We start from the raw sequence: 25,010 nt of genomic DNA, 5'->3' as shown, positions 1-25,010 counted from the left end.
ATAGTGTTAAAAGAGACAATGAGCAGGGAAAGGAGGCCCCCACATACAGCAGATTATCTGAAAATATCTTCAGCCTAAAAAAACATTCGTTTTATTGCAAATCTTTTCAAAGTGGAGAATGATATGATCCGCATAGTATTAATCTCAAGTATATTTTTGTCTGCTTTTGTTGGATGCAAAAAACCAGAGACCGGAGTAAGTGAAGCAAAATCTGAGGTAGAAGATATCGCAGCCTGGTTGAATCCCAGAGTGAAACGCAATCAGGGTCGCCCCTGGGTACTTTGGCAATGGTTTACGGGAACACGTTATGATACCGCCGCACATCAATTAACACAAGCTATTGGTATTGCTGCCGCATTAGGTGAGCTAGAAAAGTTCCGTATAAATCTTGTGGCCAAGAATATGCACGATACCAATGGCGCATGGGGTGACCGGGGCCAGCAAACAGGAGACGAACGGCGGGTTGTCTGGAAGGCGATGCGGGATGGTTCATCTTGCGGGGAAAGGAGTATGAAAAATCCCGTCTACCGCGCACGAGCCCTCGATGGACGCTGTAACGATTTTGACAACCCATTGATGGGCTCCGTAGGTCAACGATTCGGGCGGAATGTAACCATTGAGACCGCTAATATATCTATCATTGATTTCCATCGCAAAGTGGCTTCTTCGCAGGAAGCGGGTGAACCTAATCCCCGCGTTATCAGCGAACGACTTTTAGTGAGAAAAGACCCCTTTAACCATCATGCAGCTCCATTTTTTAATCTTTGGGCCTCTGCCTGGATCCAATTTATGACCCATGATTGGTTTTCTCATACCCGTGATGGGTGGAACGATAATAGCAATACCTTTTCCGTTTCTGAAAGCAAATTGCAAAACTTACCGAAAGTCGGTCAAGAGGGTGGTTGGGAGGTGGCACGAACTCCCCACGACGACCAAAAAGATTTGGCTGGCTTTAAAAACATTCCAGTGGAAACATGGAAAAATACGGTGACCTTCTGGTGGGATGCCTCGCAACTTTACGGTTGGGACCAGGAAACGCAACAAAGAGTGATCGATCCCAAAGACAAAGCCAAATTAAAAGTGTCGGAAACTGGTGTGCTCCCCACTTACAGTGAAGTTGGACTCCATCCCCCCAAAGGCTTCCTTGACCAGGAAATATCAGCTTTTGCAGATAACTGGTGGATAGGCCTTAGTTTGATGCACACTATGTTTTCTAAAGAGCACAACTATATCGTTGATCAATTGAGGCAAAACGCTGCCCCCCCGAGTGGGGCTGCAGCATGGAGTGATGAGGAACTCTATGATACCGCCAGACTAATCGTCTCCGCATTACTGGCCAAAATTCATACCATTGAATGGACACCACAACTTCTTTATAATCGGCTGGGGGACATGGCTATGCATACCAATTGGCAAGGCTTGTTGCGTAGCACTCAAGGGGATTCCTTATTTAAAGAGGAAATCATGCGCATAGCCATGGAAGGCTCTAAGAAAGCTATCAACAACTTCACCGCTACATTACAAAATCTTCGCAAAGATGAGTTGGTCAGCCTTGCGGTTACGGGCACTGGAATCATGGGGATGCCCAGAGCTGAACATTTTGGTGTCCCATTCACCTTAACGGAGGAATTTACTTCTGTCTATCGGCTCCATCCCACTATACCAGATTATTTAGCAATTTATGATGCTGACGTACTTTCCCAAGGTGAAGTGCGACAATTTAGCGGCAGAGAGTTAGAAAGTAAGGTGCCTGGTATAAAAACCGTTCAGGACCAAATCGCCATCGTCGATACCGTCAGGGAGGGTTCGAAACATTTTATACGGGGAATCGGGATCGATAGCATCGCATTGTCTTTTGGCCTTACCGGCTGTGGGCAACTCACCCTCGAAAATTTTCCCCGTTTTATGACTGAACTTACAGTACCCCAGGCACCCGGAGGTAAAATTGACCTTGCTGCAATGGACATTATTCGGGATAGAGAGCGTGGGGTCCCGCGCTTCAATGAATTTCGCCGGCAACTGCAACTGAAACCTTTGAAGGATTTTACCGATTTTATCGACAAAGAGCTTGTGTGGGAAATTGAAAACAAGAGATCGCGTGATTTCCGTAAAGATCCCAGTCTTACCGCTGACGAACTTCAGGCAAAACAAGCAGAACTGAAACGTCAGCAACGGCTGGTGGAAGAAATGCGCAAGGTTTATGACAGCGACATTGAAAAAGTAGATCTTCTGGTTGGTCTCCTCGCCGAGTTCTCACGGCCGCATGGCTTCGTGATCAGTGAAACTCAGTTTCAGGTTTTTATTTTAAACGCTTCCCGAAGGTTGTTTAGCGATCGTTTTTTTACCGAACATTATCGGCCAGAATTTTATACCCGGTGGGGATTCGATTATGTGAATACCACTAATATGGTGGATGTCATCAGACGGCAGTTTCCAAAACTTCGGCCAGCATTACGTAATGTTAAAAATCCCTTCGATTTATGGGATCGGGAAAGATCTGATTTTGCCCTGGAATATCAGATAAGAGGAGACTTTTTAAAGGATTAGTATGAAATAAACAGGTAATTTAAACTATTGGGAGATTTAAACGTGGAAGATCTTTCAGGTAACGAACTCATCGCGAGAAGTCTTGCTGCCAATGGAATCAATTATGTTTTTACTACATCTTCAGACAGACTTGGCCCTCTCAGAGCGTGTTTAGAAAAGAAGGCGAGTATAAACGTAATTATTGCGAGAACTGAAGGGGCAGCGGCCTTAATGGCAGATGGTTACATTAGGCGTTCCGGGAAGTTTGCCGTTGTATTAACTGATGACAATGGCAGATCATTATCGCAGATTTACGGAGTTGCAAATTCCTGGGCTGATAAGACCCCTTTGCTTTCTTTGTCAATTTGCAATGATGATGAAGTTGATTACAATAAAGGGTTCAACAGATACAGATTTGACCAAAATACAGTGTATCATGAGATTACCATTTGGAGGAAACGGATCAATACACTTTTGAGCATTCCAGACACTATAAAGAAGGGAAAACTTGAAAGTACCAGGCATAAAAGAGGTCCGGTACATATTGACATACCTTTCGGATTATTAGAGAAAACAATCTCTTTTGATACTACCGTATTCTCACCGCCATCTTCATCTGTTACAACCGAAATGAGACCCATAAGGCTGGCCGGAGATAAACTTAAAATTGAAAAAGCAGCATCGAGTATTAAAAATGCAAAAAAACCTCTCATCTTTTGCGGGGGAGGAGTGAAAGTCTCTGAGGCCTATGAAGAGGTTATTCGTTTTATTGAAGCGTTTAAGATTCCTGCTGCTACAACAATGGGTGGTTTCGGCTCTATACCGTCAGATCATGAGTATTGCCTTGGCGGGCCGGCCTATACAACGGGTGAGGCCTTTCATGTTGCTATCAAAGATGCTGACATTGTACTGGCGCTGGGAGTAAGCTTTTGTGGATTAGACGGATTTGGTCTTCCTCCTTTATGGTCTGACAAGATTAAATTTATTCATGTCAATGTAGATCCGCTTCAGATTGGTCTGAACGTATCTCCCGAGATATCAATATTGGGGGATGTTAAAACTGTTCTTAATCAATTAACAGAGCAATTGCGTTCTGAAGGTTTTAGCGGAAAACCTGCATGGAGGTCATGGGCAAAGTATCTTTCTCATCTGAAAGAGGGCCGGTACAAGAGACTTAATAAATTTATCAATAAAAAGTGGCCGGTTATACAACAGGGAAAAGTCATACAAGAGCTGGGGAAAGTCATAAAGAGGGATGATCTGGTCTTGGTACTGGATGGAGGTAACACACCAGTTTTTTTTGCTACGCATGCGCCTTCACTGGGGCCCCGGCAATCTTTTTATCCTTTTGGCATGGCCGCAATTGGTTGTGGGATACCTTATGCCATTGGGGTTCAATTAGCCTCACCGGGGAAACGGGTTATGCTGATAAGCGGTGATGGGTCATTTTTGTACCATATCCAGGAACTCGAGACCATTTGCAGGCTAAACTTACCTATTATGATAATAATCTCCAATGATTCTGCATGGAATATGATCAGGGCGATGCAGTATTTCATGTTTGCAGGAAATTTTGTTGGCACTATGCTTCCTGACATTGATTACTCAAAAATAGCCCGGGGATTTGGCTTGCCTGCAACACGGGTGGATAAGGTCGAGGACATACTACCCGCGTACGAAAAAGGGGTAAGTGAAGGCAGAGCTGCGCTCGTTGATATTATAACTGACAAAAACAATTTTCCGGACTGTCTGTCGAGTTTCTCTCTTATTGAGTTTGATGGTTTATTGAAGCTTTTAAATCCGATTAAGGTATTAAAGAGTTCATTATTGATAATGAAATTAGGATGGAGCAAGGTGTTCTTTAATCTTACCTATATCAGGAAAGCTTTATTGAGGGTGAACATAATGGCCAGGTGGAGGTCTTAAAAATGAAAATAATCACTGGGGGGGCATTGCTTTTAGATGTACTTGTTCAATGTGGAATCAAGTATGTGTTTTCTATATCCGGAGAACACATAGGCACAGTATATGATGCATTTGAAAAATTCCCGGAAATTAAGCTGATTGTCCCACGCTGTGAAACTGCCGCAGCTCTCATGGCATCCGGCTATACTGCCTCTACAGGATGCTCAAGCGTAGCAATGTCAACGGTCGGGGCTGGGGTCATATATGAAGTTTCAGGGCTGTCAAAGGCGTGGTTCAATTATCTGCCTGTTTTATCTATTGCCCCACAGCTTCAAAGCTGGAAAATAAAACCGCATCAGGAAAATTTACAAGGTTGTAATCAGGATGAAATATTTTTCCCTATTACCAAATGGAATACTATCGTTTACACCTGGGAGAGAATACCCCAAATGATTTACAGGGCGTTCAGGGAGGCGTGGCAAGGTATACCAGGACCGGTACATGTTGATATCCCTGTGGATGTATTGTTCAGATACAAGGTACTTACAAAAAAGAAAAGGCAGAGTATAATGCCTCCTGCCGAGAGGACGATGTATAGAGGTAACATAGTGGGAGACTCCTTTTATCTGAAAGAAGCCTGTGAGACAATTCAAAAGTCTGAAAGGCCTATTATTGTTTTAGGTCAGGGTTTTGGACGTCCCGGGCGATATCAGGAGATGAAAGAGACCGCAAATAAACTGGGAATACCTGTTATAACTACAGTGCACAGTTCCGGAGTTTTTTGTGGTGATGATAATTGTTATGCTGGAGATGCTTCGTTATTCGTGAATTCAAAGCTAGGAATTGAATTATTGAATAAGGCGGATCTTTTCATTATTGCAGGAATCGATCCTTATTCAGAACGTATTCTCTCTGAGATGAAAAATTCTTCGCATTTAAAGAGTATTATCCAGATAGAAATTGATCCGTCAGCTTTTGCAGACAGCATTCCTAACCTTTGTCCCGTACATGCAGATCCCAAGAGTAGTTTCTCTTATTTTGAACGAGAAGCGAAAACGAATAAAAACGCTTTCCGTACATGGAGGGATGATTTCTATAAAAATTGCGACCTATTAGCAGGAGAGTTGTCAAAAGGGTTTGACGATGCAGGGAAAATATTTGCTTCACTTAAAAATATTTCTTCCGGCACTGATATCTTTATCGTTGATGGGAAAGAGTTATCACTTGCAGCATCTTGTTTCTTTAGAAAGGCCATCTATAAAAATCTTTTTATCATGGATGACCGGGACATACCAGGGGCTGGACTCCCTTTTGCGATAGGTGCAGCGATTGGTAATCCAGATAATAACGTAGTTCTTATCACGGATAAGAATTCACTTTTTTACCATATAAGAGAATTACAACCAGCCGTTTCAGCAGGATTAGAGTTTACTATCATATGCGTGGATACTATAAATAAAGACAATAATGTAGCAAACACGAGATTAGCATTGGAAGGCATGGACTGCCCTGTAAAGGAGATAGACCTTTTGTCAATAAAAAGGGATGATATAGTTAAGGGCAAAATCAAAACACCTTGTGCAATAATAATAAAGTGAAATTCTTTCGGTGGGCATGGATAGTAAGGCGGAAGAATTTAATGGGATTTCTGTGTTGGATACACATCTCCAGAAAGGCTCCCGTGATGTTGTTATATACTTTGCATTGCTGAGATAACACTATGCAGAACCTCCCGGAAGTTTGGAAGAAGATGATAGAGATAAATATCTTTTATGAAGAGAGGAAATTAAGGGTCAGACCTTCGTTATTCAATAATTAATTGTTTTTTAACACATCGATTTCTTTCTGGAATTTTCTCTCTCTTTTTATCCGGGTTTCTACTCGCTTTAGCGTTTCACCTGAGGAATTTCTTCGTCAGGTTTCCGCCTCTGTGACATACCTCTTATCTTTGCTATGAATATTTTATTGCCGAGGAGAACTCCAGCTTCCACATCTTCCAGGGGATTGTTTCTTTCTCCTGTACCTTCCTTTACAAAATCTCCGTATGCCTTCATTGCAGCAGTTTTTGACTTGGAAAAGTAGGAAAGTGTTTCTGCTGTATCTACTATTGATTCTTTTTCCTTATAAGCACCGATATATTCCCTATAACTTGTCCACCTATAATCCTCTGATCTTTTATGCCTTTTGTTTATATAAATCGTATAACTTGTGTTAATATTTTGCATGATTTGAGAGATATTTGCCTTTGGTGTTTCCAGAAAAAGGTGATAGTGATTTTCCGGCAGGGCATATGCATGGAGGTGGTATCCATATCTCTCCTTTGTTCTTCGTAAGATATCCAAAAACTTTTCCCTATCTTTATCATCAAGGAATATTCTGACTCTCAGATTGCCTCTTGATGTGATATGATAAAAAGCACCTTCAAATTCCAATCGTAATGGTCTTGCTATAGTGCTTTATTTTTAACCACTACGTACAGTTTGTCAATTGAAATATGAAGGTTTGATCCCCATGAATGTTGACCCCATGAATGCTACTTTGGAGGATAGCCCGTAACGGCCAATTCTGGAAAAACGACAAGATCGACGTTTTGTCTCATGGCACGATCGATGTACGAGCATATTTTTTCGGTATTCCTTTGAAAGTCACCTACTGTTTGATTAATCTGTGCCAGTGCAATTTTCATGGCTTTTAATTTAATATGTAAGTGCGCCTTTAGCAAACAAATTTTATTCTTTTGGATTGATTTTAGCACAAAATTAGTACAAATTATGACACATGAATTTGCTAAAATACACCTCTCGGAAAAAACCTGGAAAGATTCGCCCCCGTTCTTTCCCCGGAAAAAAATGAAAAAAACTTGCATTCTTTTTTATTTTTGTATTATTATCCTTTTTAAAGAAGAAACAATTTCGTATTATCTTGTTATGCGGCTTAACCCAGCCAAAGGGTTTGCGAACCATAGGAGTAATTAGTGTCCTTTCACTCTAAATTGATTGACCTGTTCAGAACAGACGTGCGCTTTGCGGATGATGAAGAGAAAATTGATTGATCCCCACTCAGGAACTGGGGGGTGGAGAATCGAAACGCGAAGACGCTAAAAATTGTTTTTATCCAATACAATAATTGTGGAGGACGACCTGGTTGTTGGATTTGGCAATGTTCTTGGTGACGATAAACAGCCAAAAGCGCAAACAGAAAAACGTGGCAACCGATACTATGTATATCCAATTGACAAGGACAAAGTAGAACGAAAATGGAGATATGCCAGGCAAAGCGTGGAAGAAATCAAACACTTGCTGCGGGCAAAAAAGACAAAAGACGGATGTGATATTGAAATCGGTAAGGATTTTGAGACAATTGGCAAAGAGCCAAACGGTTTCGAAAAACAGAAACACGGGCAGAATTGCTCGACAAGAACCAATTGTATGTCAACCTTTCCGAAATTGACGACGTGCAACTCAAGGTCAGCGAAGAGGAGAAGGAACTGAACAAAAAGTTTTATGGAGAATCCCAATGAGCGCAGAGGATATTCGCTGGATACAGCGGTACAACCATTTTGATAAGGCGCTAAACCAATTGACAAAATTTATAGAGAAAGGCGATCTGAGTGAGCTCGAAAAACAGGGGCTGATTCAGGCGTTTGAATATACTTATGAATTAGCTTGGAACACTATTAAAGATTACTTCGAAGCCCAGGGAGAAACCGACATACACGGCAGTCGTGATACCTTTCGTCTGGCATTCAGACGAGGGCTGATTGAGAACGGCAAAACATGGATGGATATGATTAAGAGCAGAACTTTAACGACTCACACTTATAATGAAAACATTGCCGAAGAGGTTTGCTCTGCTATTGTCAATAAATATTATCCTGAATTCGTTGCGTTCCGAACCAGGTTGCAAAATTTTATGGAGAAGAACTAATGACAAACCGCTTTGGTCTTGAGGAAAGCGACATACAAGCCATTTGCGCCATATTTGCCCATTATCCTCAGGTGGAAAAGGCGATCCTCTATGGCTCACGCGCCAAAGGTAACTTCAAAAACGGCTCTGATATTGACCTGACGCTATTCGGAGGGGAGGATTTGACGCTTGATATTCTCTACAGCATCACGGACGAGATAGACGACCTGCTCCTGCCCTATACCTTCGACCTGTCCATCTTTCGGCAAATCAGCGACCCTGATGTGATTGACCATATACAGCGGGTGGGGGTTGTGTTCTATCAGAAAGCAACGGAGACATCCCACGTCTGAGTCATTTCTCTGCGAGCAACTGGACACGCTTTCCCAATGAGGCAATATCGAGAAAAAAATTCCCGACAGTGTCGCTCAAAATCTGAACCAGCACTATGAACTGCGCCCCTATCAGATAGGAGCCTTTGCGCGTTTTTTCCATTGCTATAATAACGATTTTCCGAACAAAGCATATCCCCTGCACTTACTCTTCAACATGGCAACGGGTAGCGGCAAGACGCTCATCATGGCAGGACTGATTCTCTACCTTTACGAGCAGGGTTACCGCAACTTCCTGTTCTTTGTCAACTCAACAAACATCATCGAAAAGACAAAAGATAACTTTCTTAATCCCGCCAGCATCAAATACCTGTTCAATCAGGACATTCACATCGCTAGCCACCGCGTGTGTGTCACGCCTGTTGAGAACTTTGAAGCGGTCAACCCCAGCGACATCAACATCTGCTTTACTACAATCCAAAAACTGCACTCCGGCCTAACCAGCGAGAAAGAGAACGCCATTACCTTTGAAGACTTCCGCAAGCACAGGGTCGTGCTGATCGCAGATGAAGCGCATCACATGAATGCCAAGACCAGAGCGCAGGGTGTGCTGTTTGAGAGTTGGGAAAACACCGTCGAGCGCATCTTTACGCAGAGTGAAGGCAACCTGCTGCTGGAATTCACGGTCACGCATGATTACGCCACGCCCGCGATGGTGGAGAAATACCGCAATAAGGTCATCATCCGCTAAGACCTGCTCCAATTCCGCAACGATTGCTACTCGAAAGATATCGTCATTATTCAATCGGATTTTGGCCAGCGCGAGCGCATCCTGCAAGCCCTGCTTCTGAATCAATACAAGCAGGTGGTGGCGGCAAAATACCGCATCAATCACAAACCCGTCATCCTGTTCAAAGCCCAGCGCACCATCGAACAATCCAGGCAGGTTAAGGCCGAATTTCACACCCTCATCAGAGGTCTTACGGCAAAGGACATCGCCCGCATCCGTAAATCAAACATCCCGCTGGTGCAACGGGCATTTCATTTCTTCGACGAAAATGGCATCAGCGATGAGCAATTGGCGGAACGTCTGAAACGGGAGTTTCATCAAGACTTTTGTCTCTCTGTGAATGACGAGAAAGAAAAAGAGAATTATCAAATCCTTGTCAACACCCTCGAAGATAAAGCCAACCACATCCGCGACATCTTCGCCGTGCAAAAACTCAACGAAGGGTGGGACGTGCTGAACCTGTTCGACATTGTTCGCTGTTATGAGATACGTGATTCAGGCCACAACAAACTCGGGGCAACGATGCTCTCTGAAGCGCAACTCATCGGGCGCGGGGCACGTTATTTCCCGTTTGTTCTTCCTCAAAGTAGCAACCGATTCCGCCGCAAATTCGACAGCGACCTTTAACACGAACTGTGCGTGCTGGAAGAATTGCGCTATCACAGCATCAATGACTCGCGCTACATTGCTGAAATCCGACAGGCGCTCATTGAGCAGGGCATGATGGACGAACGAGAAGTGACCCGCGAACTGAGACTGAAAGAATCGTTCAAGAAAACACCATTTTACAAGTATGGGATTATTTGGCTCAATGACCGCCAGCTAAAAGATTACCAACGCGTCAAGTTCTTTGCCGATTTGGGCGTGAAGAAGCGAAACTACATCCACCTTATCGCCACAGGTCGCGGCGGTGCTACCCCTGCGCTGGGAAGCGGGGAAAAGGGCGCTGTCGTGAATGACGAAACCCGACGGGACGTGAAGGTGCGGGATATCGAGCGCAACATTATTGAATCCGCCATTGCCCGTAATCCATTCTTTACCTTTGCATCGTTGAAACGCTATTTTCCTCATCTTACCTCCATGCGCGACTTTATTACTGGTGAAGATCATCTTGCCGGATTAGAAATCACCTTTCAGTGCAATATGTACGGGTTGGATAACAGCCGTGCCGAAAAACTCGCCGCTGTGCAGGGCCTGCTGGCGCAAATCGAAGCCGAAATCCATGCCAACGTTACTGATTACGAAGGCACGCGAGGGTTCAGATGTGGTGGGGTATGCGAAGTGTTCAAAGACAAGGTGTTGAAATTTGACGCGAAAAATCCCCGCGCCGCAGATGACGCACAGTTTGAGCATTTTGTCTCTGCCAAAGATTGGTTTGCCTTCAACACCATTTACGGCACATGCGAAGAAAAAGCCTTTGTACGTATGCTGGATCGGCAGATGCAAAAACTGCAAGAGCAATACGAGCAAATCTATCTGCTGCGTAATGAAGGGCACTTTGCCATCTACAACTTTGCCGATGGTCAAGCCTTTCAGCCAGATTTCGTATTGTTCCTGCGCGAGAAAACCGGCAAGTTGCTTATCTACCAGCTTTTCATCGAGCCAAAGGGGAGACACCTCAAAGAGTATGACCGATGGAAAGAGACCTTCCTGAAAGAAATCACTTCCAAGTTTGGCGGTAAACCGCTGATGTTTGGAGACAAGAAATATCGTTTGATTGGTGTACCATTCTATAACAACGAAGACGAAAATCAATTCAGGGCAGGTCTTGAGTCTGTATTGAACTAATTGAGACAAGCGCACGTTTCTTCATAAGCAAAAGGCGGTGTAACTACCTTTTGGTTGTCATTTTGAAAGATTTGGCTTATTTTCCTTAATTTTAGGTTTAGGTTAAACAGGCCCTTCAAACAACGCAGCCAACGGTATATTAATGTCCTTCAGTATTTTTTCAGCCTCGTGTCTCTTTGCCTCCAGTCCTTTGCTTTTGGTAACAGGGTAGGTTTCAGCATCGGTTAACCGTTTGAAGGGTACTGGCAGGTGTGTAAGGTTGTTTGATGTGGTACGTTGGATTTCGTGCACTGTTGGCAGGTCGTAACATATCTTACCATTTTTTATAACAGGTATTAAAAGGGATATTCCCTGCAAATTTTCACCTTCAAGCCCGATTACATCGTTTACAAAATTATCCGCTTTATCGATGATGCGATATACCTGTTTTTTGCATGGGTACGTAAGTTTGTCTTTACTGAATTTCATCCTCGGAATAATTTTCCCATTATGCTCCTGCTCAACTAACTTATAGACGCCACCCAATGCGGGAGCATCTTTGGAAGTTACCATCTCGGTACCCACGCCAAAGGAATCAATGGGTGCACCATTCCTTAACAAATTATCAATACGATCTTCATTGAGATCGCCACTGGCAACGATCTTGACATGTTGTAACCCTTCAGTATCTAAAATACTTCGTACTTTCTTGCTAAGTTCCAATATGTCTCCGCTGTCAATACGAACACCCTTCAGCTTCTTACCAATCATGGCCGCATGCCTTGCTCCGGCCAGGGTATCATACGTATCAATGAGCAGGGTAGTATTATCAGGAAATATTTCGTGAAATTTATAGAATGAATCTTGTTCATTTTCAAAGGCCATGACCCACGAATGGGCTACTGTTCCTACTGCTGGTATGCCCAGTTCACAGGCCGCAAATACATTGGAGGTACCCTTGCATCCACCGATAAAACACGACCTTGCTGCAAGGACACCTGCCTGAGGACCATGGGCACGACGAGTACCAAAATCAATTACCTCTCGCCCCTGGGCTGAAGATACGACCCTTGACGCCTTTGTGGCTATTGAGGTCTGGAAATTAATGATTGAAAGAAGATACGTCTCTACAATCTGTGTCTCAATAATAGGGGCAGTAACCCGAAGCATGGGCTCATCCGCAAAGACAATTGTTCCTTCGGGCATAGCGTAAACGTCTCCACGGAAAGTAAAATTTTTTAAGTATTCAAAGAATTCCTGACCCACATTGTGAAAGATAGGTAGCCGTCTTAAAAATTGAATAGTTTTTGGTGAAAAGGTAATATGGGTCAGATAGTGCAGCACCTGTTCCAGTCCTGCGACAACGAGATAAGAGCGATTTTTCGGTAAGTGGCGAACGAACAATTCAAAAGTTACGACATCGTGCATCTTCTGTTCAAAGTATCCGGCAGCCATACTCAGTTGATAAAGGTCTGTAACGATGCCAAGTGAATCTTCAGTCAGGAACAGGGATTTTGGTTCTTTCATAACCCACGGAATAATTGTTCTTTAGCCCTTTACACACTGCAGGATGGATTCCTTCAGGTTGAAGGGGCTTAAGTAAATGTAGCATAGCAAGGTATGGAAAGAAATCAACCCTTTCTTCCGTCTTTTCTAATCAGAATATGCATAAAGAAGCATGGAAGAGACAGCAATGGCAGCTGTTTCGATCCGCAATGTCGAAAGACCCATGCTGACGGGTATGCAGCCTGCTTTCTCTGCTGTTTCAATTTCACTTGGGGTAAAACCACCTTCCGGCCCTATGAGACAAATAATCTTTTTACCTGATGGGTGTTCACTTAATAGACGTTTTAATGTCTTCGTATGGGGTTCGGTGCATGCAATGAGTGAAAGGTCGTAATTGCGAATGTTTTTTATTAAATCGTCCAAAGACATGATATTTTCTACATTAGTGACAAAGTTTCGTTTACACTGTTTGGACGCCTCAGTTGTGATTTTATTCCATCTTTCAATCTTTTCAGCGGATTTGTCTCGGATATCTATGACACTTCGTTTGCAGTGGAGGGGGATCAGGTTCTTTACGCCTAACTCTGCACATTTTTGAATGAGAAAGGTCACGAGTTTCCCTTTGGGGATAGAAAAGGCAATAGTAATATCAATACCGGGTTCTCTATCGACAGATTTGCACTCCTCAATGAATATCTTTAATTTGTCACTTAAAATTTCAGTAACATGTGCAAGGTATTCAAACCCTTTCCCATCAAAAAGGGTAATTTTTGTCCCCAGTTTTGCTCGTTTTACATGCAGGATATGATGAGCTTCGTCACCATTCAACCAAATTTCACGAGTTGAGGGTGCATATGGTAGGTAAAAACGGTCTTGATGCATTTATACGGTCAAGGTATGCTTGATCTGACTGCGCTCTCTGGCAAAATTGATTATTGTATGGTTGGGGCAAACCTCAACACATTTTCCACAGGAGGTACATTTGTTATAATCAATTACGGCAAGATTGTTTTGCACGTGGATGGCATCGTATGGACATATCTTCTCGCACTGTTTACAAGCTATACAAGAATCCTGACAAATCTTTTTCGCTACTGCGCCTTTATCAAGGGATTTGCATCGCACGTGCACCATTTTGGATTCTGGCAATATACTGATAATCTTTCTGGGACAAACAGCTGCACATTTTCCACAGCCTGTACACCGCTCCTCAATTACCTTGGGAAGATTATCTTCCCCCATATACATCGCCTCAAATTTACAGGCCTCTACGCAGGTACCCAAACCCAAACAGCCGTAATCACAACCTAAAAAACCCCCGCCAACAATATTTGCAGCACGGCAATCTTTAATCCCATGATAAACAAATTTATCCTTAACTCCCCTCGCATGGCACATTACAACGGAAACAACACGTTCTCTATTTTCAAATTTGACCCCCATAACGTTTGCAACAAGCTTTGCCACCGCGGCTTGTCCTACCGTACAACCTGTTACAGGCGCCTTGCCTTCCACTACTGCCTGGGCAAAACCACTGCAACCGGGTTGGCCACATGCCCCACAATTTGCACCAGGAAGCACTTCATTAATGCTGTCAATGCGGGGATCGACCTTCACGGCAAATTTATCTGAGGCAATGGCAAGACCTATCCCAAAGACCATGCCTAAAATGACTAACGTAATTGCTGCTCCTAAAAGTAAACCCATTTGATCTTCCACCAAAAAATTACTATTTTAAAAATTCCAATATGATATAAAAATTCTTCAATTAAACACATCCTTAGAGTCTATTTCTAATCCTTCCAATATTTTAGACTTCACTATCCCTTCTCTTTTTGATTTGCAAAATTCCAGGTATTCACCTTTTTCTAAAGTTAAGACCTCAATAACTCTTTCTTCAGGAAATAGTATCCAATATTCTTTTACACCGTATTTTCTATATATTTCCTTCTTTTCCACCGTATCATAAAAAGCGGACGACGGGGATACTATTTCAACAATAAGGTCGGGTATGCCATGGATTGCAGTCTTGCGTATTATACCTTGGTTTTCACTGGTAATAAAAACGATATCCGGCTGAAATACCTCGTCATCATCGAAAACGACATCAATTGGGGCATCAAAAACCTTCCCAAGCCTCTTTTCTTTTACAAAGTTCCAGATAAGAAACTCTAAATTCCTTGACACACCTTGGTGGTCTGTTGATGGCGCTGGAACCATACATAATTCCCCGCTTAAAATTTCGTAGCGATTATTGTCATCAATCTTTAAATAATCAGCATATGTCATTTTTTTCCTGGTAGTTACAGCGGCCATCGCTTATTCCCTCTATTTGATTACGCATTATAAGTTTGCTCGTGGAGCATCTGTTCTATGGGTTAAAACATAAAATAGCTACAATTAGTTCCGTTATGCCATGGTTCCGATCATTCTGTGTATCGCTTGTCCTGCTGGCACCATCGGAAAGACATTCTCTGTTGGGTCAATCCTAAAATCCATAATGACAGGACATTTGATAGAAAAAGCCTTTTCTATCGTTGGTCGTACTTGTTCTTTTTTCTCCACTAAAAATCCTTTTGCGCCGTATGCCTCAGCCAACTTGACAAAATCAGGATTACCATTCAAATTAACACCGGAATACCGTTTATTGTAAAATAGTTCCTGCCACTGTCGTACCATTCCCAGATAACCATTATTCAAAATAGCTATCTTTACAGGGATATTTAAACGTGCAACGGTACTGAGTTCCTGGATGTTCATTTGGATACTACCATCACCGGCAATATCCACAACAATTTTGTCTGGACATCCCAATTGAGCACCGATTGCGGCAGGAAAACCATAACCCATCGTACCCAGTCCTCCTGAAGACAGAAATGTCCGCGGTTTTGTATAGGTGAAAAATTGGGCTGCCCACATCTGATTTTGTCCTACTTCTGTTGTGATGATAACGTTCCCCTTACCCGCATCGCATATTTGCTCAATGACATATTGTGGTTTAATAACGTTCTCACTCTTGTTGTACAATAATGGATTTTTTTCCTTCCAGGATTTGATTTTATCAAACCATTCTTTCCTCTCCGCAAAATGAATATGTTTATTGAGTTCTTGTAAAATATTTTTTGCGTCACCAACAATGGGGATATCTACCTTAATGGTTTTACTGATGGATGCTGGATCGACATCAATATGGATAATCTTCGCATGGGGGGCAAATTCATCAATCTTTCCGGTAACCCGATCGTCAAACCGTGATCCGATAGCTATGAGAAGGTCACACTCGGTCACTGCAAAATTGGCGTATACAGTCCCGTGCATACCCAACATTCCCAATGACAAATCGTGGTCTTCCGGAAATCCGCCGAGACCCATAAGCGTTGTGGTTACCGGGAGATTCCCCTTTTCTGCTAGTTCAAGCAACTCCTTTGAACTATCAGAAGCAACAATACCACCCCCGGTGTAGACAACAGGCCGCCCGGAGTTATTAATCTCTTCAGCGGCAATCTTGATTTGGCGGATATTACCCTCGTATCTGGGCTTGTATCCAGGGAGGTCAACCTCTGTTGGTATTATTTCCTCACATTTTTCCAGGGTAATATCTACGGGAAGATCAATCAACACCGGACCGCGCCTTCCTGTGTTAGTTATATAAAATGCTTCTTTTACGATTCTGGCAAGGTCTTTAACATCTTTCACCAGGTAACTGTGCTTTGTTATAGGACGTGTAATTCCAATAATATCAGCTTCCTGGAAGGCATCATTCCCAATGAGAAATGTCTTGACCTGTCCTGTTATAGCAACCATAGGCACAGAATCCATATAGGCCGTTGCAATTGCTGTGACTAAGTTTGTTGCACCGGGACCCGATGTGGCAAGGCAAACACCCACCTTGCCGGTAGCCCTGGCATATCCATCCGCAGCATGACCTGCGCCTTGCTCGTGTCGAGTCAATATGAACTTTATGGGAGACTCATATAATGCATCAAAGAGAGGGAGATTTGCACCTCCTGGAATTCCAAAGATATACTCAACCCCTTCCCTAATTAATGCATCCAATAAAATTTGTGAACCTGTTTTAATCATTGAACTGTTACGTTATGAAAAGAGTTATGAATCAATGTACAAAACATTAAACTAAAGTTATAGGAACAGCGATACCATTCACGCATCGCCTTTAAAGGTATGTTTTAAGGGGGGCACAAATTTGATAAACAAGGAAAAAGCCTATTTATTATCAAAAATCTGGCATGAAGCTGACAGGATGAATCTATCTATAAAAAGTTACTTTTAGGTATCGCTTTTTTCTGATTCCAAATCCTCCAGATCTTCGAAATCGACATCTTCCATATCTTCATACTTGGGAGGCTTATAACCAGGTTTTTGGGATTTTTCTACTTCTTCCCTATAAGCGGTGAGTACTTTTTCTTGTATCTGTTCTCTGCAGCGTGAATTTATTGGATGGGCTGTATCTGCATGTAACTTCAATCTCCCTGCACCTTTGGATGCACGCTTCTCATTCAATTTAGTGCCACAATCATTACAGTACTGCGCCATTAAATGATTTTTACCACCACACTTTGGACATCTATCTGTGAGTTTTCTGCTGGGCATAGCCACGAATGCCCCTTTGTGTCCTTCGATAACCTTTAGATCCCTTACGACAAAATCGTCATCTATCGTAATACTGCAAAATGCCTGTAATCTGTTTTTCTTAGCTTCTGTTAACTTTACCCTGACTTCAGTAATATTCACGTTTTCTCCCCCTTCCGTTCACTTAGCATTGTCATTGAAATCATTGGTTACCACAAACACATCGCCAATATCAAGCATCTTTATTTGCCGTTCAATTTCCTTCGAATCTCTTTCCCCCTTACATAAACCATATAAAGCCGAACCGCTTCCCGACAGAAGTATGCCACAAAAATCAAACTTTGCCAACGTTTTTTTTATTCTCTCAATGTCTGGATAGAGCCGAAAGACCACTTCTTCCAAGCGGTTATGTAAACAAGCCCCTAATTTCTCCGGGCTGCCTGACGACAATGATTGCAGGAGAAAATTAACATCTTTTAAATTTTTTGTCAAGACAATTTTGAAATTTTTATATATCGTCGCAGTACTTACCTCAAATCTTGGATAAATTATTATGTAATTATACTTTACATTTAAAGGATATGGAGTAACCACCTCTCCCCTTCCTCTGCATATCGCTGTGCTTCCAGGAACAAAAAAGGGGGTATCAGAACCTAATTTTTCAGCAAGTGACATTAATTTTTTTTCATTATACTCAACCTTCCATATCTTGTTTAACCCAAACAAGGTGGCCACTGCATCGCTACTTCCTCCGCCAAGTCCCGCCCCAACTGGTATTCTTTTTTCTAAATATATTTTCACCCCTCTAAAGATCCCGGATTCTTTCTGAAAGAGACGGACAGCCTTTAAAACAAGATTATCCTCGCCAATAGGAAGTTTTGGATTCGAGCAGACAAATTCTATGTCTCTGTCATGGTTTTCCATATAAATATAATCGCATAAACTAACCTCCTGCATAACCGTTTCAATTTCGTGATAACCGTCCGGTCGCTTACCCAATATCTCAAGAAATAGGTTAATCTTTGCAGGCGCTGCAATTTTTATTTTCCCTTGTTCTTCCCAGTATTTCATGAAGAATGACCCTGTTTCATGGTGTTCTTGAAAAAAGAGATTTGTGTATCACCGTAAATTCGAGTATCAAATAATTCTATAGAAAAAACCTCCGGAGCCATCTCAAAATCTGTTTTTCTGTGCTGCAGCATTATCAGGCCTTCTGATTGTATGATATGCTTACTGCATAAAGACGAAAACAAGGTCAAGAGTTTATCTCTATATGAATTTTTTTCGATAAGAGGATATGGTGGGCTGGCAAGTACAAGATCAATTTCGACATTGTTTTTTTCCAGGTATGGGGCAATTTCGAACACATCATAATTTAAGACTCGCGCCTTATCTTGAAGCCTGGTCACTTCAAGATTTTTTTTAATAACCTGAATAGCCGACCACTCGTTTTCTACAAAAATACAGGATTTTGCCCCTCGACTTAATGCCTCTATTCCAATCGCACCGGTACCGGCATACATATCAAGAACACGACTCCCTGGAACAACATCCGCAAGGATATTGAATAACGATCCTTTTATCCTATCCGGTATAGGTCTTGTCGAACTTCCTTTTACCGAACTGAGACAGATACCCCTTGCACTGCCAGCAATCACACGCACATTCGTATTATTTTATTTTATTGGCCCTGTTTTTATCTCTAACTGAGTTTCTTTGGCAAGATTGCCGCACAAGTTTTCACCGCCAATCAACAACCGTCCAAAGTTTTATAAGTAATTGGCCAGACATTATGAAACATGATAAGAATATTTCCCACTCAAGTCAATTCCAAATTCTATATTGACATATACATATTATATAATTTATAATTTTGTTTCTTAAATGAGAATTTTCGCATTTTTAGAGTATATTATACTCTGGGAGAGCCTTTCAGCATTGCCATCTTGAGCGGAGTAAATAGCCACGCTTTTGATACCTCAAGGTAAACCCTGCAACCAAAATAATCTCAAAAAAGAATTTTTAAACAGTATAGTTAAGGTAACGTAATTATGATCAGTAATATTGAAAAGGAATTAACCCCCCTTCGAGAGCGCTTACTCCACCTCAGGGACTCTCTTTGACCTGGAGAATAAAGAAAAAGAGCTTTCAATATTAGAAGAACAATTCTCTTCACCAACCTTTTGGGAAAAGAAGGATAAGGCACAACAAACTATCAGAAAATTGAAATCACTCAAAGGGATTATCTTGCCTCTTCATGAATTACAAAAGACACTCGATGATATCGAGTGTTTATCTATGCTTGCGGAAGAAGAGCAAGATGAACAAGCGGAGGCTGAAGTCGTCAAAGACATTAAGTCCTTTACCCAAAAGCTCGAAAAATTTGAATTGCGTACAATGCTTGGCGAACCCCATGACCATTGCAGTGCTTACTTGAGTATTTATGCGGGAGCCGGTGGGACAGAGTCATGTGACTGGGTATCTATGTTATTCCGTATGTATAGCCGCTGGGTCGAAAGAAGTGGATATACACTTTCCCTCATTGACGTATTGCCTGGTGAAGAAGCTGGAATTAAAAGAATTACCGCACTCATAAAGGGTGACTATGTTTATGGGTATTTAAAGTCTGAAATCGGGGTGCATCGTTTGGTACGAATTTCTCCTTTTGATGCAAATGCACGGAGACACACGTCGTTTGCGGCAGTCGATGTACTGCCAGAGATTGAAGAGGAAGAAGAGGTTGAAATTAACGAAAATGAGTTGCGGGTGGATACCTACCGTGCATCCGGGGCTGGAGGTCAGCATGTAAACAAGACTTCATCGGCCGTTCGTATTACCCATATTCCCACGGGGATTGTTGTACAATGTCAGAGTGAACGTTCACAGCACCAGAATCGACGAATGGCCTTAAGTATGTTAAAAGCAAAAATGTATCAGATAAAAGAAAAAGAAAGAGAGAAAGAACTCTCTGCAGCTTATGACGAGAAGGGAGAAATTGCATGGGGTCATCAAATCCGATCCTATGTACTACAACCCTATTCACTCGTGAAAGATTTACGTACTGGTAAAGAAACAGGAAATACACAAGCTGTGCTGGATGGTGAAATTGATGAGTTTATGGAAGCGTATCTAAAATGGAGGTTGGTAAAAACTCATTAAACTTTTAGGGATTTTCACAGTAACTTCGTAGCGTGGGAATCAATACCCACCAAAATCCGACTACGCAAGTCGGTACTACAGTAAACATATTTTTTAGGGATAAAGCAAAATTATGATTACGTTAAAAAATGACGACCCAGAAGTATGGCAGGCCATACAAGAGGAATCAGAAAGGCAACAAAATACTATTGACCTGATTGCATCTGAAAACATTTGCAGTCCTGCAGTACAGGAAGCCCAGGGGTCTTCCATGACCAATAAATATGCCGAAGGTTATTCAGGAAAACGATGGTATGCCGGTTGTGGAAATGTAGATACCGTAGAAATGCTGGCAATTGAACGGGCAAAAAAAATCTTTGGGGCGGAATATGCCAATGTTCAGCCACACGCAGGTTCACAGGCCAATATGGCTGTTTGCTTTGCAGTGCTAAAACCAGGAGACCGTATTTTAGGTATGGATTTGTCCCACGGTGGACACCTTACCCACGGATTTAAAAAGAACTTCTCGGGAATGCTGTATGAGATTACCCACTATGGTGTAAAAAAAGAAACTGGATATATAGATTACGACGAATTACGTGACATTGCTCTTAAAACGAAACCCCATATGATCATCGCTGGTGCAAGTGCATACCCCAGGATACTCGACTTCCCACGATTCAGAAAAATTGCAGATGAGGTTGGAGCGTACTTTATGGCAGATATTGCCCATATCGCCGGACTTGTTGCCGGCGGTGTACATCCTAATCCGGTTCCCTATGCGGATTTTGTTACCACGACAACTCATAAGACACTGCGAGGACCCAGAGGCGGTTTGATCTTATGCAAAGCAAAGTATGCAAAACAGGTTGACTCAGTGGTTTTCCCAGGAATTCAGGGTGGTCCTTTCATGCACATCATTGCGGCAAAAGCAGTTGCATTTAAAGAGGCAATGACTGAGGAATTCAAACAATGTCAACGACAAACGGTACAAAATGCAAAGGCAATGGCTCAGGAATTTGTTAAAAGGGGTTATAACATCGTATCGGGTGGGACAGACAACCATCTTTTCCTGATCGACTTACGCAACAAGGGTATTACGGGAAAAGAGGCTCAAATGTTGTTGGAGACAGTAGATATCATCCTGAATAGAAATACGATTCCTTTTGATGAAAGGGGCGCAAACGAACCGAGTGGTATCCGTATTGGAACACCCACGGTAGCTTCAAGGGGTATGAAAGAAGCTGAGGTCATTAAAATAGCAGAGTGTATTGACAAAGTACTTTCGCAACCAAACGATACTAAAGTTAAAGATGCCGTTCGGAAAACGGTGAAAGACCTCTGTTCCGCATACCCATTATATTCTGAAGTTGAGGCATATCAGGTTGCAAAATAGCAATTGGGAAGATAAATTTACCTATTGCAGGTCGTTTTCCTAGTTTATTTGCGGTTTTTAAGAGGCATTTCAAGGGCTGGAGCAATCCAGCCCTATTTTTTATTCCTTCAATGAGAAAATGACTTCGAAATCATTCATTAAAAAAATAACGGTTGTTGGCAACGGTGGATGGGGAACCACGCTTGCCATCCTGTTACATAAAAAGGGCTATGCAATTACCCTGTGGGGTGCCGATGCATCATACGTAGATTATCTGCGTGAAAAAAAAGAAAACGTTAAATTTTTAAAAGGTATTCCAATTCCTGAAGGAATATACATAACCTCAGATATCTCAAATAAGTTAATGAATGCAGAACTCATTGTATCTGCTACACCCACCCCTTACCTGCGCTCTGTGCTCACAAAATTTAAAGGCATCTTTGTTCCTGGCATACCAATCGTCAGCGTTACAAAAGGAATTGAAAATGACACACTCATGAGACCCAGCGAGATTATTACAAACGTGCTGGGGAAGCAACCCATCTCTTTGCTTCTGGGTCCAAGTCATGCGGAAGAGGTCGCGCGAGGACTACCCACGACCATCGTTGCATCATCAATAGATGGTAATTTGGCACGAGTCGTTCAAGAAGTTTTCACCACGGAGAGGTTCAGGGTCTACACAAACCCTGATATGATCGGTGTTGAGTTGGGCGCAGCTATGAAAAATGTGATCGCTATAGCCGCGGGCATATGTGACGGCCTGAAATTTGGTGATAATTCGAAGGCAGCCCTTATTTCGCGCGGATTGGCAGAAATCAGCCGTCTCGGTATTGCAATGGGGGCACAGAGATGCACTTTTTCTGGCCTTACAGGGCTGGGCGACTTAATAACAACGTGTATCAGTCCTTACGGACGAAACCGGTGGGTTGGCGAGCAGATTGGGAAAGGGAAAAAATTGCAGGAAATTCTGGAGAAAATGGAACAAATTGCAGAAGGCGTCTGGACTACAAAATCCGTTATGACCCTTTCGGATAAATTTAAGGTAGAAATGCCCATCACGAGAGAAATCTACTCAGTGCTCTTTACCGACAAAAATCCCTTAGAGGCGGTGAGTAACCTTATGATGCGCGCTCCCAGATCAGAGATGGAAGAATTGATCTGAAAAAACTCTTTCAAAAAGCGGTTTCTCTTTACCAATAGCCCCAATCTTCCTTTTATGTTAGCCCATACAAACGAAAACCAGGAGATCACACAATGAATATCTATGACTATGCAATGCAGATGGAAAAAGACGGTGAGAACTATTACCATGATTCAGCCCAAAAGATCAACAACTCAGGAATTAAAAAAATATTATATCTCCTGGCAGATGCCGAAGTAAAACATTACGATATCTTACAGAAGATGAAAAACAGCGAAACAATTCAAATGCTTGATACAGAGATATTATCAAACGTAAAAAATATTTTTGCAAAGATGAAAGAAGAGAATGATATAGTTGGTGTAAATATCTCGCAAATTGGACTATATAAAAAGGCACAGGAAATTGAGAAAAAAAGCCAGATATTTTATTTAGAAAAGGCCGGTGAAGTAAATAATCCATCTCAAAAGGAGATATTCTTGAAGATAGCGGATGAAGAAAAGAAACATTATTTTATATTGGAAAATATACTTGACTTTGTTTCACGTCCACAAAACTGGCTTGAAAATGCAGAGTGGTATCATTTAGAAGAATATTAGTTTGGTTTATTCACAAAAGCGGTTTACCTATTCTATAATTTGTTTACCATTATCTATCGGATATGACTCGAGATTCCTCCGGGATAATCTCAAGAACGCTTGAATTAAGCCGCGCCGCGAAGCGGCGTTGGCTTGAATGAATTGTTAGGCCTGCCTAGACAGACCTTTTCTGTTGATTGCACGGATAACTGGACCATAAGAAATGAATTCAGGCGCAATAACATCTTGACGAGCCACCAGCTGTTGCGCGGCACAGCCGTTTACGGATCCGCCGGATGCGCCAATGCATCAACGCGGCATCAGCGCGAACACACCCCAACCCAGGTATTCACGGGTGTAAACGGCGTAGCGCACGGGTTCCGAGATCAGTTTGGCTCGAACATCTTTCGCGAACTCGTCGGCGGGATTGGCTTCAAGCCATCGCCGCATGGTGAGCCATTTGGCCGCCTCGTATCTGTCCCAGCCGTCTTGGTCAGCCAGAACCATTTCAACGACGTCGTAGCCGAGGTGGCCGAAAGACGCGAGAAGTTCTGGAAGCATGAGAAAGTCGGAGATTGAGTTGGCAAGACACCCCTTGGCAACATCTTCCGTCGGCGGTAACTGCCGCCAGTAGGGCTCGCCAATGAGGATGATCCCTCCGGCGCGCAGGCTCCGCGCCAGAAGCTCGATAGTGCCGACGACTCCACCGGCGATCCAAGTGGCACCGACACAGGCTGCCACACTGACCTTCTCGTCAGAGACATAGCCGGCAGCATCGCCATGAATGAACTTGACTTGATCGGCGACACCGAGTTCTTCAGCGCGGAGTTTCGCTTGCTCACTGAATAACTGGCTCATGTCGATGCCGGTGCCGATGACGCCGTGATCGCGTGCCCAGGTGCACAGCATCTCCCCCGAACCGCTGCCGAGGTCGAGAACTCGGGTCCCCCTTTCTAGGCGCAGCGCCGCCCCGAGAGTGGCGAGCTTTTCGGGTGTGAATGGGTTATGGATGCGGTGAGCACTTTCGGTAATGTTGAAGATCCGTGGAATATCCAACGCAGAAAATCTCCTTACGGGTGTGAATGGATTCGGTCGGGCCTAACGATGTTATCAACAAGTTTTCTTTAATTTGACAAAGATGACAGTGTAAATCAAGGGAAAATTAACATAACTATTGACGTATAAAATTCTCACTCCGACAATTCTAACTTGTTAACATTACAAATTGAGTGATATCAAGAAACTGGATAAGTACTCATGCTAAATATCCCCTGCCGATGTCGATGGTAGTCAAAAAACAATATTCTACAAGTTCAACACGGACAAACTACCAGACTGGGTCAAATGAAAAAATTTGTCTATATACAGTATTTATTGATGAAACGAGGCTCAAATACGGTATAATTTCCTACGAATCAAATATCTTCAATAGAACCAAAATAGAACCAAGGAGGTA

19 protein-coding genes and 3 pseudogenes are annotated in these 25,010 nt (G+C 42.6%); 11 read left to right on the top strand and 11 right to left on the bottom strand.

From position 1 onward, the window contains the following. Positions 1 to 123 precede the first annotated feature (123 nt). The 3 genes from E3K36_12730 to E3K36_12720 are packed head-to-tail and all read left to right on the top strand — an operon-like array spanning position 124 to position 6,029. Positions 124 to 2,547: a hypothetical protein gene (locus tag E3K36_12730; GenBank protein MCF6156079.1), complete on the top strand. Its 2,424-nt coding sequence runs from the start codon at positions 124 to 126 to the stop codon at positions 2,545 to 2,547. Positions 2,548 to 2,574: 27 nt separating this feature from the next. Next, complete coding sequence (locus E3K36_12725) at positions 2,575 to 4,452, top strand: thiamine pyrophosphate-binding protein (GenBank protein MCF6156078.1); 1,878 nt, start codon at positions 2,575 to 2,577, stop codon at positions 4,450 to 4,452. Between the two features lie 2 nt (positions 4,453 to 4,454). Continuing rightward, positions 4,455 to 6,029 carry a thiamine pyrophosphate-binding protein gene (locus E3K36_12720; GenBank protein MCF6156077.1) on the top strand — a complete coding sequence of 525 codons (1,575 nt, stop codon included), beginning with the start codon at positions 4,455 to 4,457 and terminating at the stop codon, positions 6,027 to 6,029. 288 nt (positions 6,030 to 6,317) lie between these two features. Here the strand turns inward: E3K36_12720 and E3K36_12715 are convergent, their stop codons facing one another. Continuing rightward, on the bottom strand, positions 6,318 to 6,881 hold the full coding sequence (locus E3K36_12715) for a hypothetical protein (GenBank protein ID MCF6156076.1): 564 nt from the start codon (positions 6,879 to 6,881) through the stop codon (positions 6,318 to 6,320). A gap of 86 nt (positions 6,882 to 6,967) precedes the next feature. Beyond that, positions 6,968 to 7,117 (bottom strand): annotated as a pseudogene (locus tag E3K36_12710) (hypothetical protein). Between the two features lie 717 nt (positions 7,118 to 7,834). Here E3K36_12710 and E3K36_12705 point away from each other — a divergent pair. From E3K36_12705 to E3K36_12690, 4 genes and pseudogenes are all read left to right on the top strand, one after another. Then, positions 7,835 to 7,951 (top strand): annotated as a pseudogene (locus E3K36_12705) (site-specific DNA-methyltransferase). Beyond that, positions 7,948 to 8,358, top strand: coding sequence for a nucleotidyltransferase (locus E3K36_12700; GenBank protein ID MCF6156075.1), 411 nt, complete (start codon positions 7,948 to 7,950; stop codon positions 8,356 to 8,358). The pseudogene E3K36_12705 and the gene E3K36_12700 overlap by 4 nt, the downstream one beginning before the upstream one ends. Next, on the top strand, positions 8,358 to 8,690 hold the full coding sequence (locus E3K36_12695; protein ID MCF6156074.1) for a nucleotidyltransferase domain-containing protein: 333 nt from the start codon (positions 8,358 to 8,360) through the stop codon (positions 8,688 to 8,690). Before E3K36_12700 ends, E3K36_12695 begins: the two co-directional genes overlap by 1 nt. 46 nt (positions 8,691 to 8,736) lie before the next feature. Further along, a pseudogene (locus E3K36_12690) lies at positions 8,737 to 11,247 on the top strand (type III deoxyribonuclease). A 102-nt stretch (positions 11,248 to 11,349) separates the two neighbouring features. On the opposite strand, the gene E3K36_12685 reads toward E3K36_12690, so the two are convergent. The 8 genes from E3K36_12685 to rsmD all read right to left on the bottom strand — a co-directional run bounded on the left by E3K36_12685 (position 11,350) and on the right by rsmD (position 18,986). Further along, on the bottom strand, positions 11,350 to 12,753 hold the full coding sequence (locus E3K36_12685; protein MCF6156073.1) for a nicotinate phosphoribosyltransferase: 1,404 nt from the start codon (positions 12,751 to 12,753) through the stop codon (positions 11,350 to 11,352). Positions 12,754 to 12,879: 126 nt separating this feature from the next. Beyond that, entirely contained in the window at positions 12,880 to 13,614 is a 735-nt protein-coding gene (locus tag E3K36_12680) for a 16S rRNA (uracil(1498)-N(3))-methyltransferase (GenBank protein MCF6156072.1), read from the bottom strand. Then, positions 13,615 to 14,439, bottom strand: coding sequence for an RnfABCDGE type electron transport complex subunit B (locus E3K36_12675; protein ID MCF6156071.1), 825 nt, complete (start codon positions 14,437 to 14,439; stop codon positions 13,615 to 13,617). 57 nt (positions 14,440 to 14,496) lie between these two features. Further along, positions 14,497 to 15,048 carry a Uma2 family endonuclease gene (locus E3K36_12670; protein ID MCF6156070.1) on the bottom strand — a complete coding sequence of 184 codons (552 nt, stop codon included), beginning with the start codon at positions 15,046 to 15,048 and terminating at the stop codon, positions 14,497 to 14,499. Between the two features lie 93 nt (positions 15,049 to 15,141). Continuing rightward, a complete protein-coding gene (ilvB, locus tag E3K36_12665) occupies positions 15,142 to 16,815 on the bottom strand; it encodes a biosynthetic-type acetolactate synthase large subunit (GenBank protein ID MCF6156069.1) in 1,674 nt (557 codons plus the stop codon). 204 nt (positions 16,816 to 17,019) lie between these two features. Continuing rightward, a complete protein-coding gene (locus E3K36_12660) occupies positions 17,020 to 17,484 on the bottom strand; it encodes a stage V sporulation protein G (GenBank protein ID MCF6156068.1) in 465 nt (154 codons plus the stop codon). Between the two features lie 18 nt (positions 17,485 to 17,502). Next, entirely contained in the window at positions 17,503 to 18,393 is an 891-nt protein-coding gene (gene ispE / locus E3K36_12655; GenBank protein ID MCF6156067.1) for a 4-(cytidine 5'-diphospho)-2-C-methyl-D-erythritol kinase, read from the bottom strand. Further along, the gene (gene rsmD, locus E3K36_12650) at positions 18,390 to 18,986 is read right to left on the bottom strand and encodes a 16S rRNA (guanine(966)-N(2))-methyltransferase RsmD (GenBank protein ID MCF6156066.1); all 597 of its coding nucleotides are present in this window, start codon (positions 18,984 to 18,986) and stop codon (positions 18,390 to 18,392) included. The genes ispE and rsmD overlap by 4 nt, the downstream gene beginning before the upstream one ends. 387 nt (positions 18,987 to 19,373) lie before the next feature. Here rsmD and prfB point away from each other — a divergent pair. The 4 genes from prfB (at position 19,374) to E3K36_12630 (ending at position 23,575) form a co-directional block, all read left to right on the top strand. Further along, a protein-coding gene (prfB, locus tag E3K36_12645) for a peptide chain release factor 2 (GenBank protein ID MCF6156065.1) occupies positions 19,374 to 20,481 on the top strand; the annotation gives its coding sequence in 2 pieces (ribosomal slippage) (positions 19,374 to 19,442 and positions 19,444 to 20,481; 1,107 coding nt in all). Between the two features lie 112 nt (positions 20,482 to 20,593). After that, positions 20,594 to 21,856, top strand: a complete 1,263-nt coding sequence (locus tag E3K36_12640; GenBank protein ID MCF6156064.1) for a serine hydroxymethyltransferase — start codon at positions 20,594 to 20,596, stop codon at positions 21,854 to 21,856. A 118-nt stretch (positions 21,857 to 21,974) separates the two neighbouring features. Beyond that, positions 21,975 to 22,997 carry an NAD(P)-dependent glycerol-3-phosphate dehydrogenase gene (locus tag E3K36_12635; protein ID MCF6156063.1) on the top strand — a complete coding sequence of 341 codons (1,023 nt, stop codon included), beginning with the start codon at positions 21,975 to 21,977 and terminating at the stop codon, positions 22,995 to 22,997. A gap of 92 nt (positions 22,998 to 23,089) precedes the next feature. Then, positions 23,090 to 23,575 carry a rubrerythrin gene (locus E3K36_12630; GenBank protein MCF6156062.1) on the top strand — a complete coding sequence of 162 codons (486 nt, stop codon included), beginning with the start codon at positions 23,090 to 23,092 and terminating at the stop codon, positions 23,573 to 23,575. Between the two features lie 288 nt (positions 23,576 to 23,863). Here E3K36_12630 and E3K36_12625 read toward each other — a convergent pair whose 3' ends face one another. After that, positions 23,864 to 24,610 carry a class I SAM-dependent methyltransferase gene (locus E3K36_12625; GenBank protein MCF6156061.1) on the bottom strand — a complete coding sequence of 249 codons (747 nt, stop codon included), beginning with the start codon at positions 24,608 to 24,610 and terminating at the stop codon, positions 23,864 to 23,866. Positions 24,611 to 25,010: the final 400 nt, after the last annotated feature.

It is taken from the genome of Candidatus Brocadia sp. (assembly GCA_021646415.1).
Lineage (GTDB): Bacteria > Planctomycetota > Brocadiia > Brocadiales > Brocadiaceae > Brocadia.
This window is presented reverse-complemented; position numbering and strand designations above follow the sequence as displayed.

Bases quoted from the DNA above. Each gene is read 5' to 3' on its own strand.
- E3K36_12680 (MCF6156072.1), bottom strand. From the start codon at position 13,614: ATGCATCAAGACCGTTTTTACCTACCATATGCACCCTCAACTCGTGAA.
- E3K36_12695 (MCF6156074.1), top strand. From the start codon at position 8,358: ATGACAAACCGCTTTGGTCTTGAGGAAAGCGACATACAAGCCATTTGC.
- E3K36_12730 (MCF6156079.1), top strand. From the start codon at position 124: ATGATCCGCATAGTATTAATCTCAAGTATATTTTTGTCTGCTTTTGTT.
- E3K36_12640 (MCF6156064.1), top strand. From the start codon at position 20,594: ATGATTACGTTAAAAAATGACGACCCAGAAGTATGGCAGGCCATACAA.
- E3K36_12630 (MCF6156062.1), top strand. From the start codon at position 23,090: ATGAATATCTATGACTATGCAATGCAGATGGAAAAAGACGGTGAGAAC.
- E3K36_12700 (MCF6156075.1), top strand. From the start codon at position 7,948: ATGAGCGCAGAGGATATTCGCTGGATACAGCGGTACAACCATTTTGAT.
- E3K36_12720 (MCF6156077.1), top strand. From the start codon at position 4,455: ATGAAAATAATCACTGGGGGGGCATTGCTTTTAGATGTACTTGTTCAA.
- ilvB (MCF6156069.1), bottom strand. From the start codon at position 16,815: ATGATTAAAACAGGTTCACAAATTTTATTGGATGCATTAATTAGGGAA.
- E3K36_12635 (MCF6156063.1), top strand. From the start codon at position 21,975: ATGACTTCGAAATCATTCATTAAAAAAATAACGGTTGTTGGCAACGGT.
- E3K36_12685 (MCF6156073.1), bottom strand. From the start codon at position 12,753: ATGAAAGAACCAAAATCCCTGTTCCTGACTGAAGATTCACTTGGCATC.
- E3K36_12670 (MCF6156070.1), bottom strand. From the start codon at position 15,048: ATGGCCGCTGTAACTACCAGGAAAAAAATGACATATGCTGATTATTTA.
- ispE (MCF6156067.1), bottom strand. From the start codon at position 18,393: ATGAAATACTGGGAAGAACAAGGGAAAATAAAAATTGCAGCGCCTGCA.
- E3K36_12675 (MCF6156071.1), bottom strand. From the start codon at position 14,439: ATGGGTTTACTTTTAGGAGCAGCAATTACGTTAGTCATTTTAGGCATG.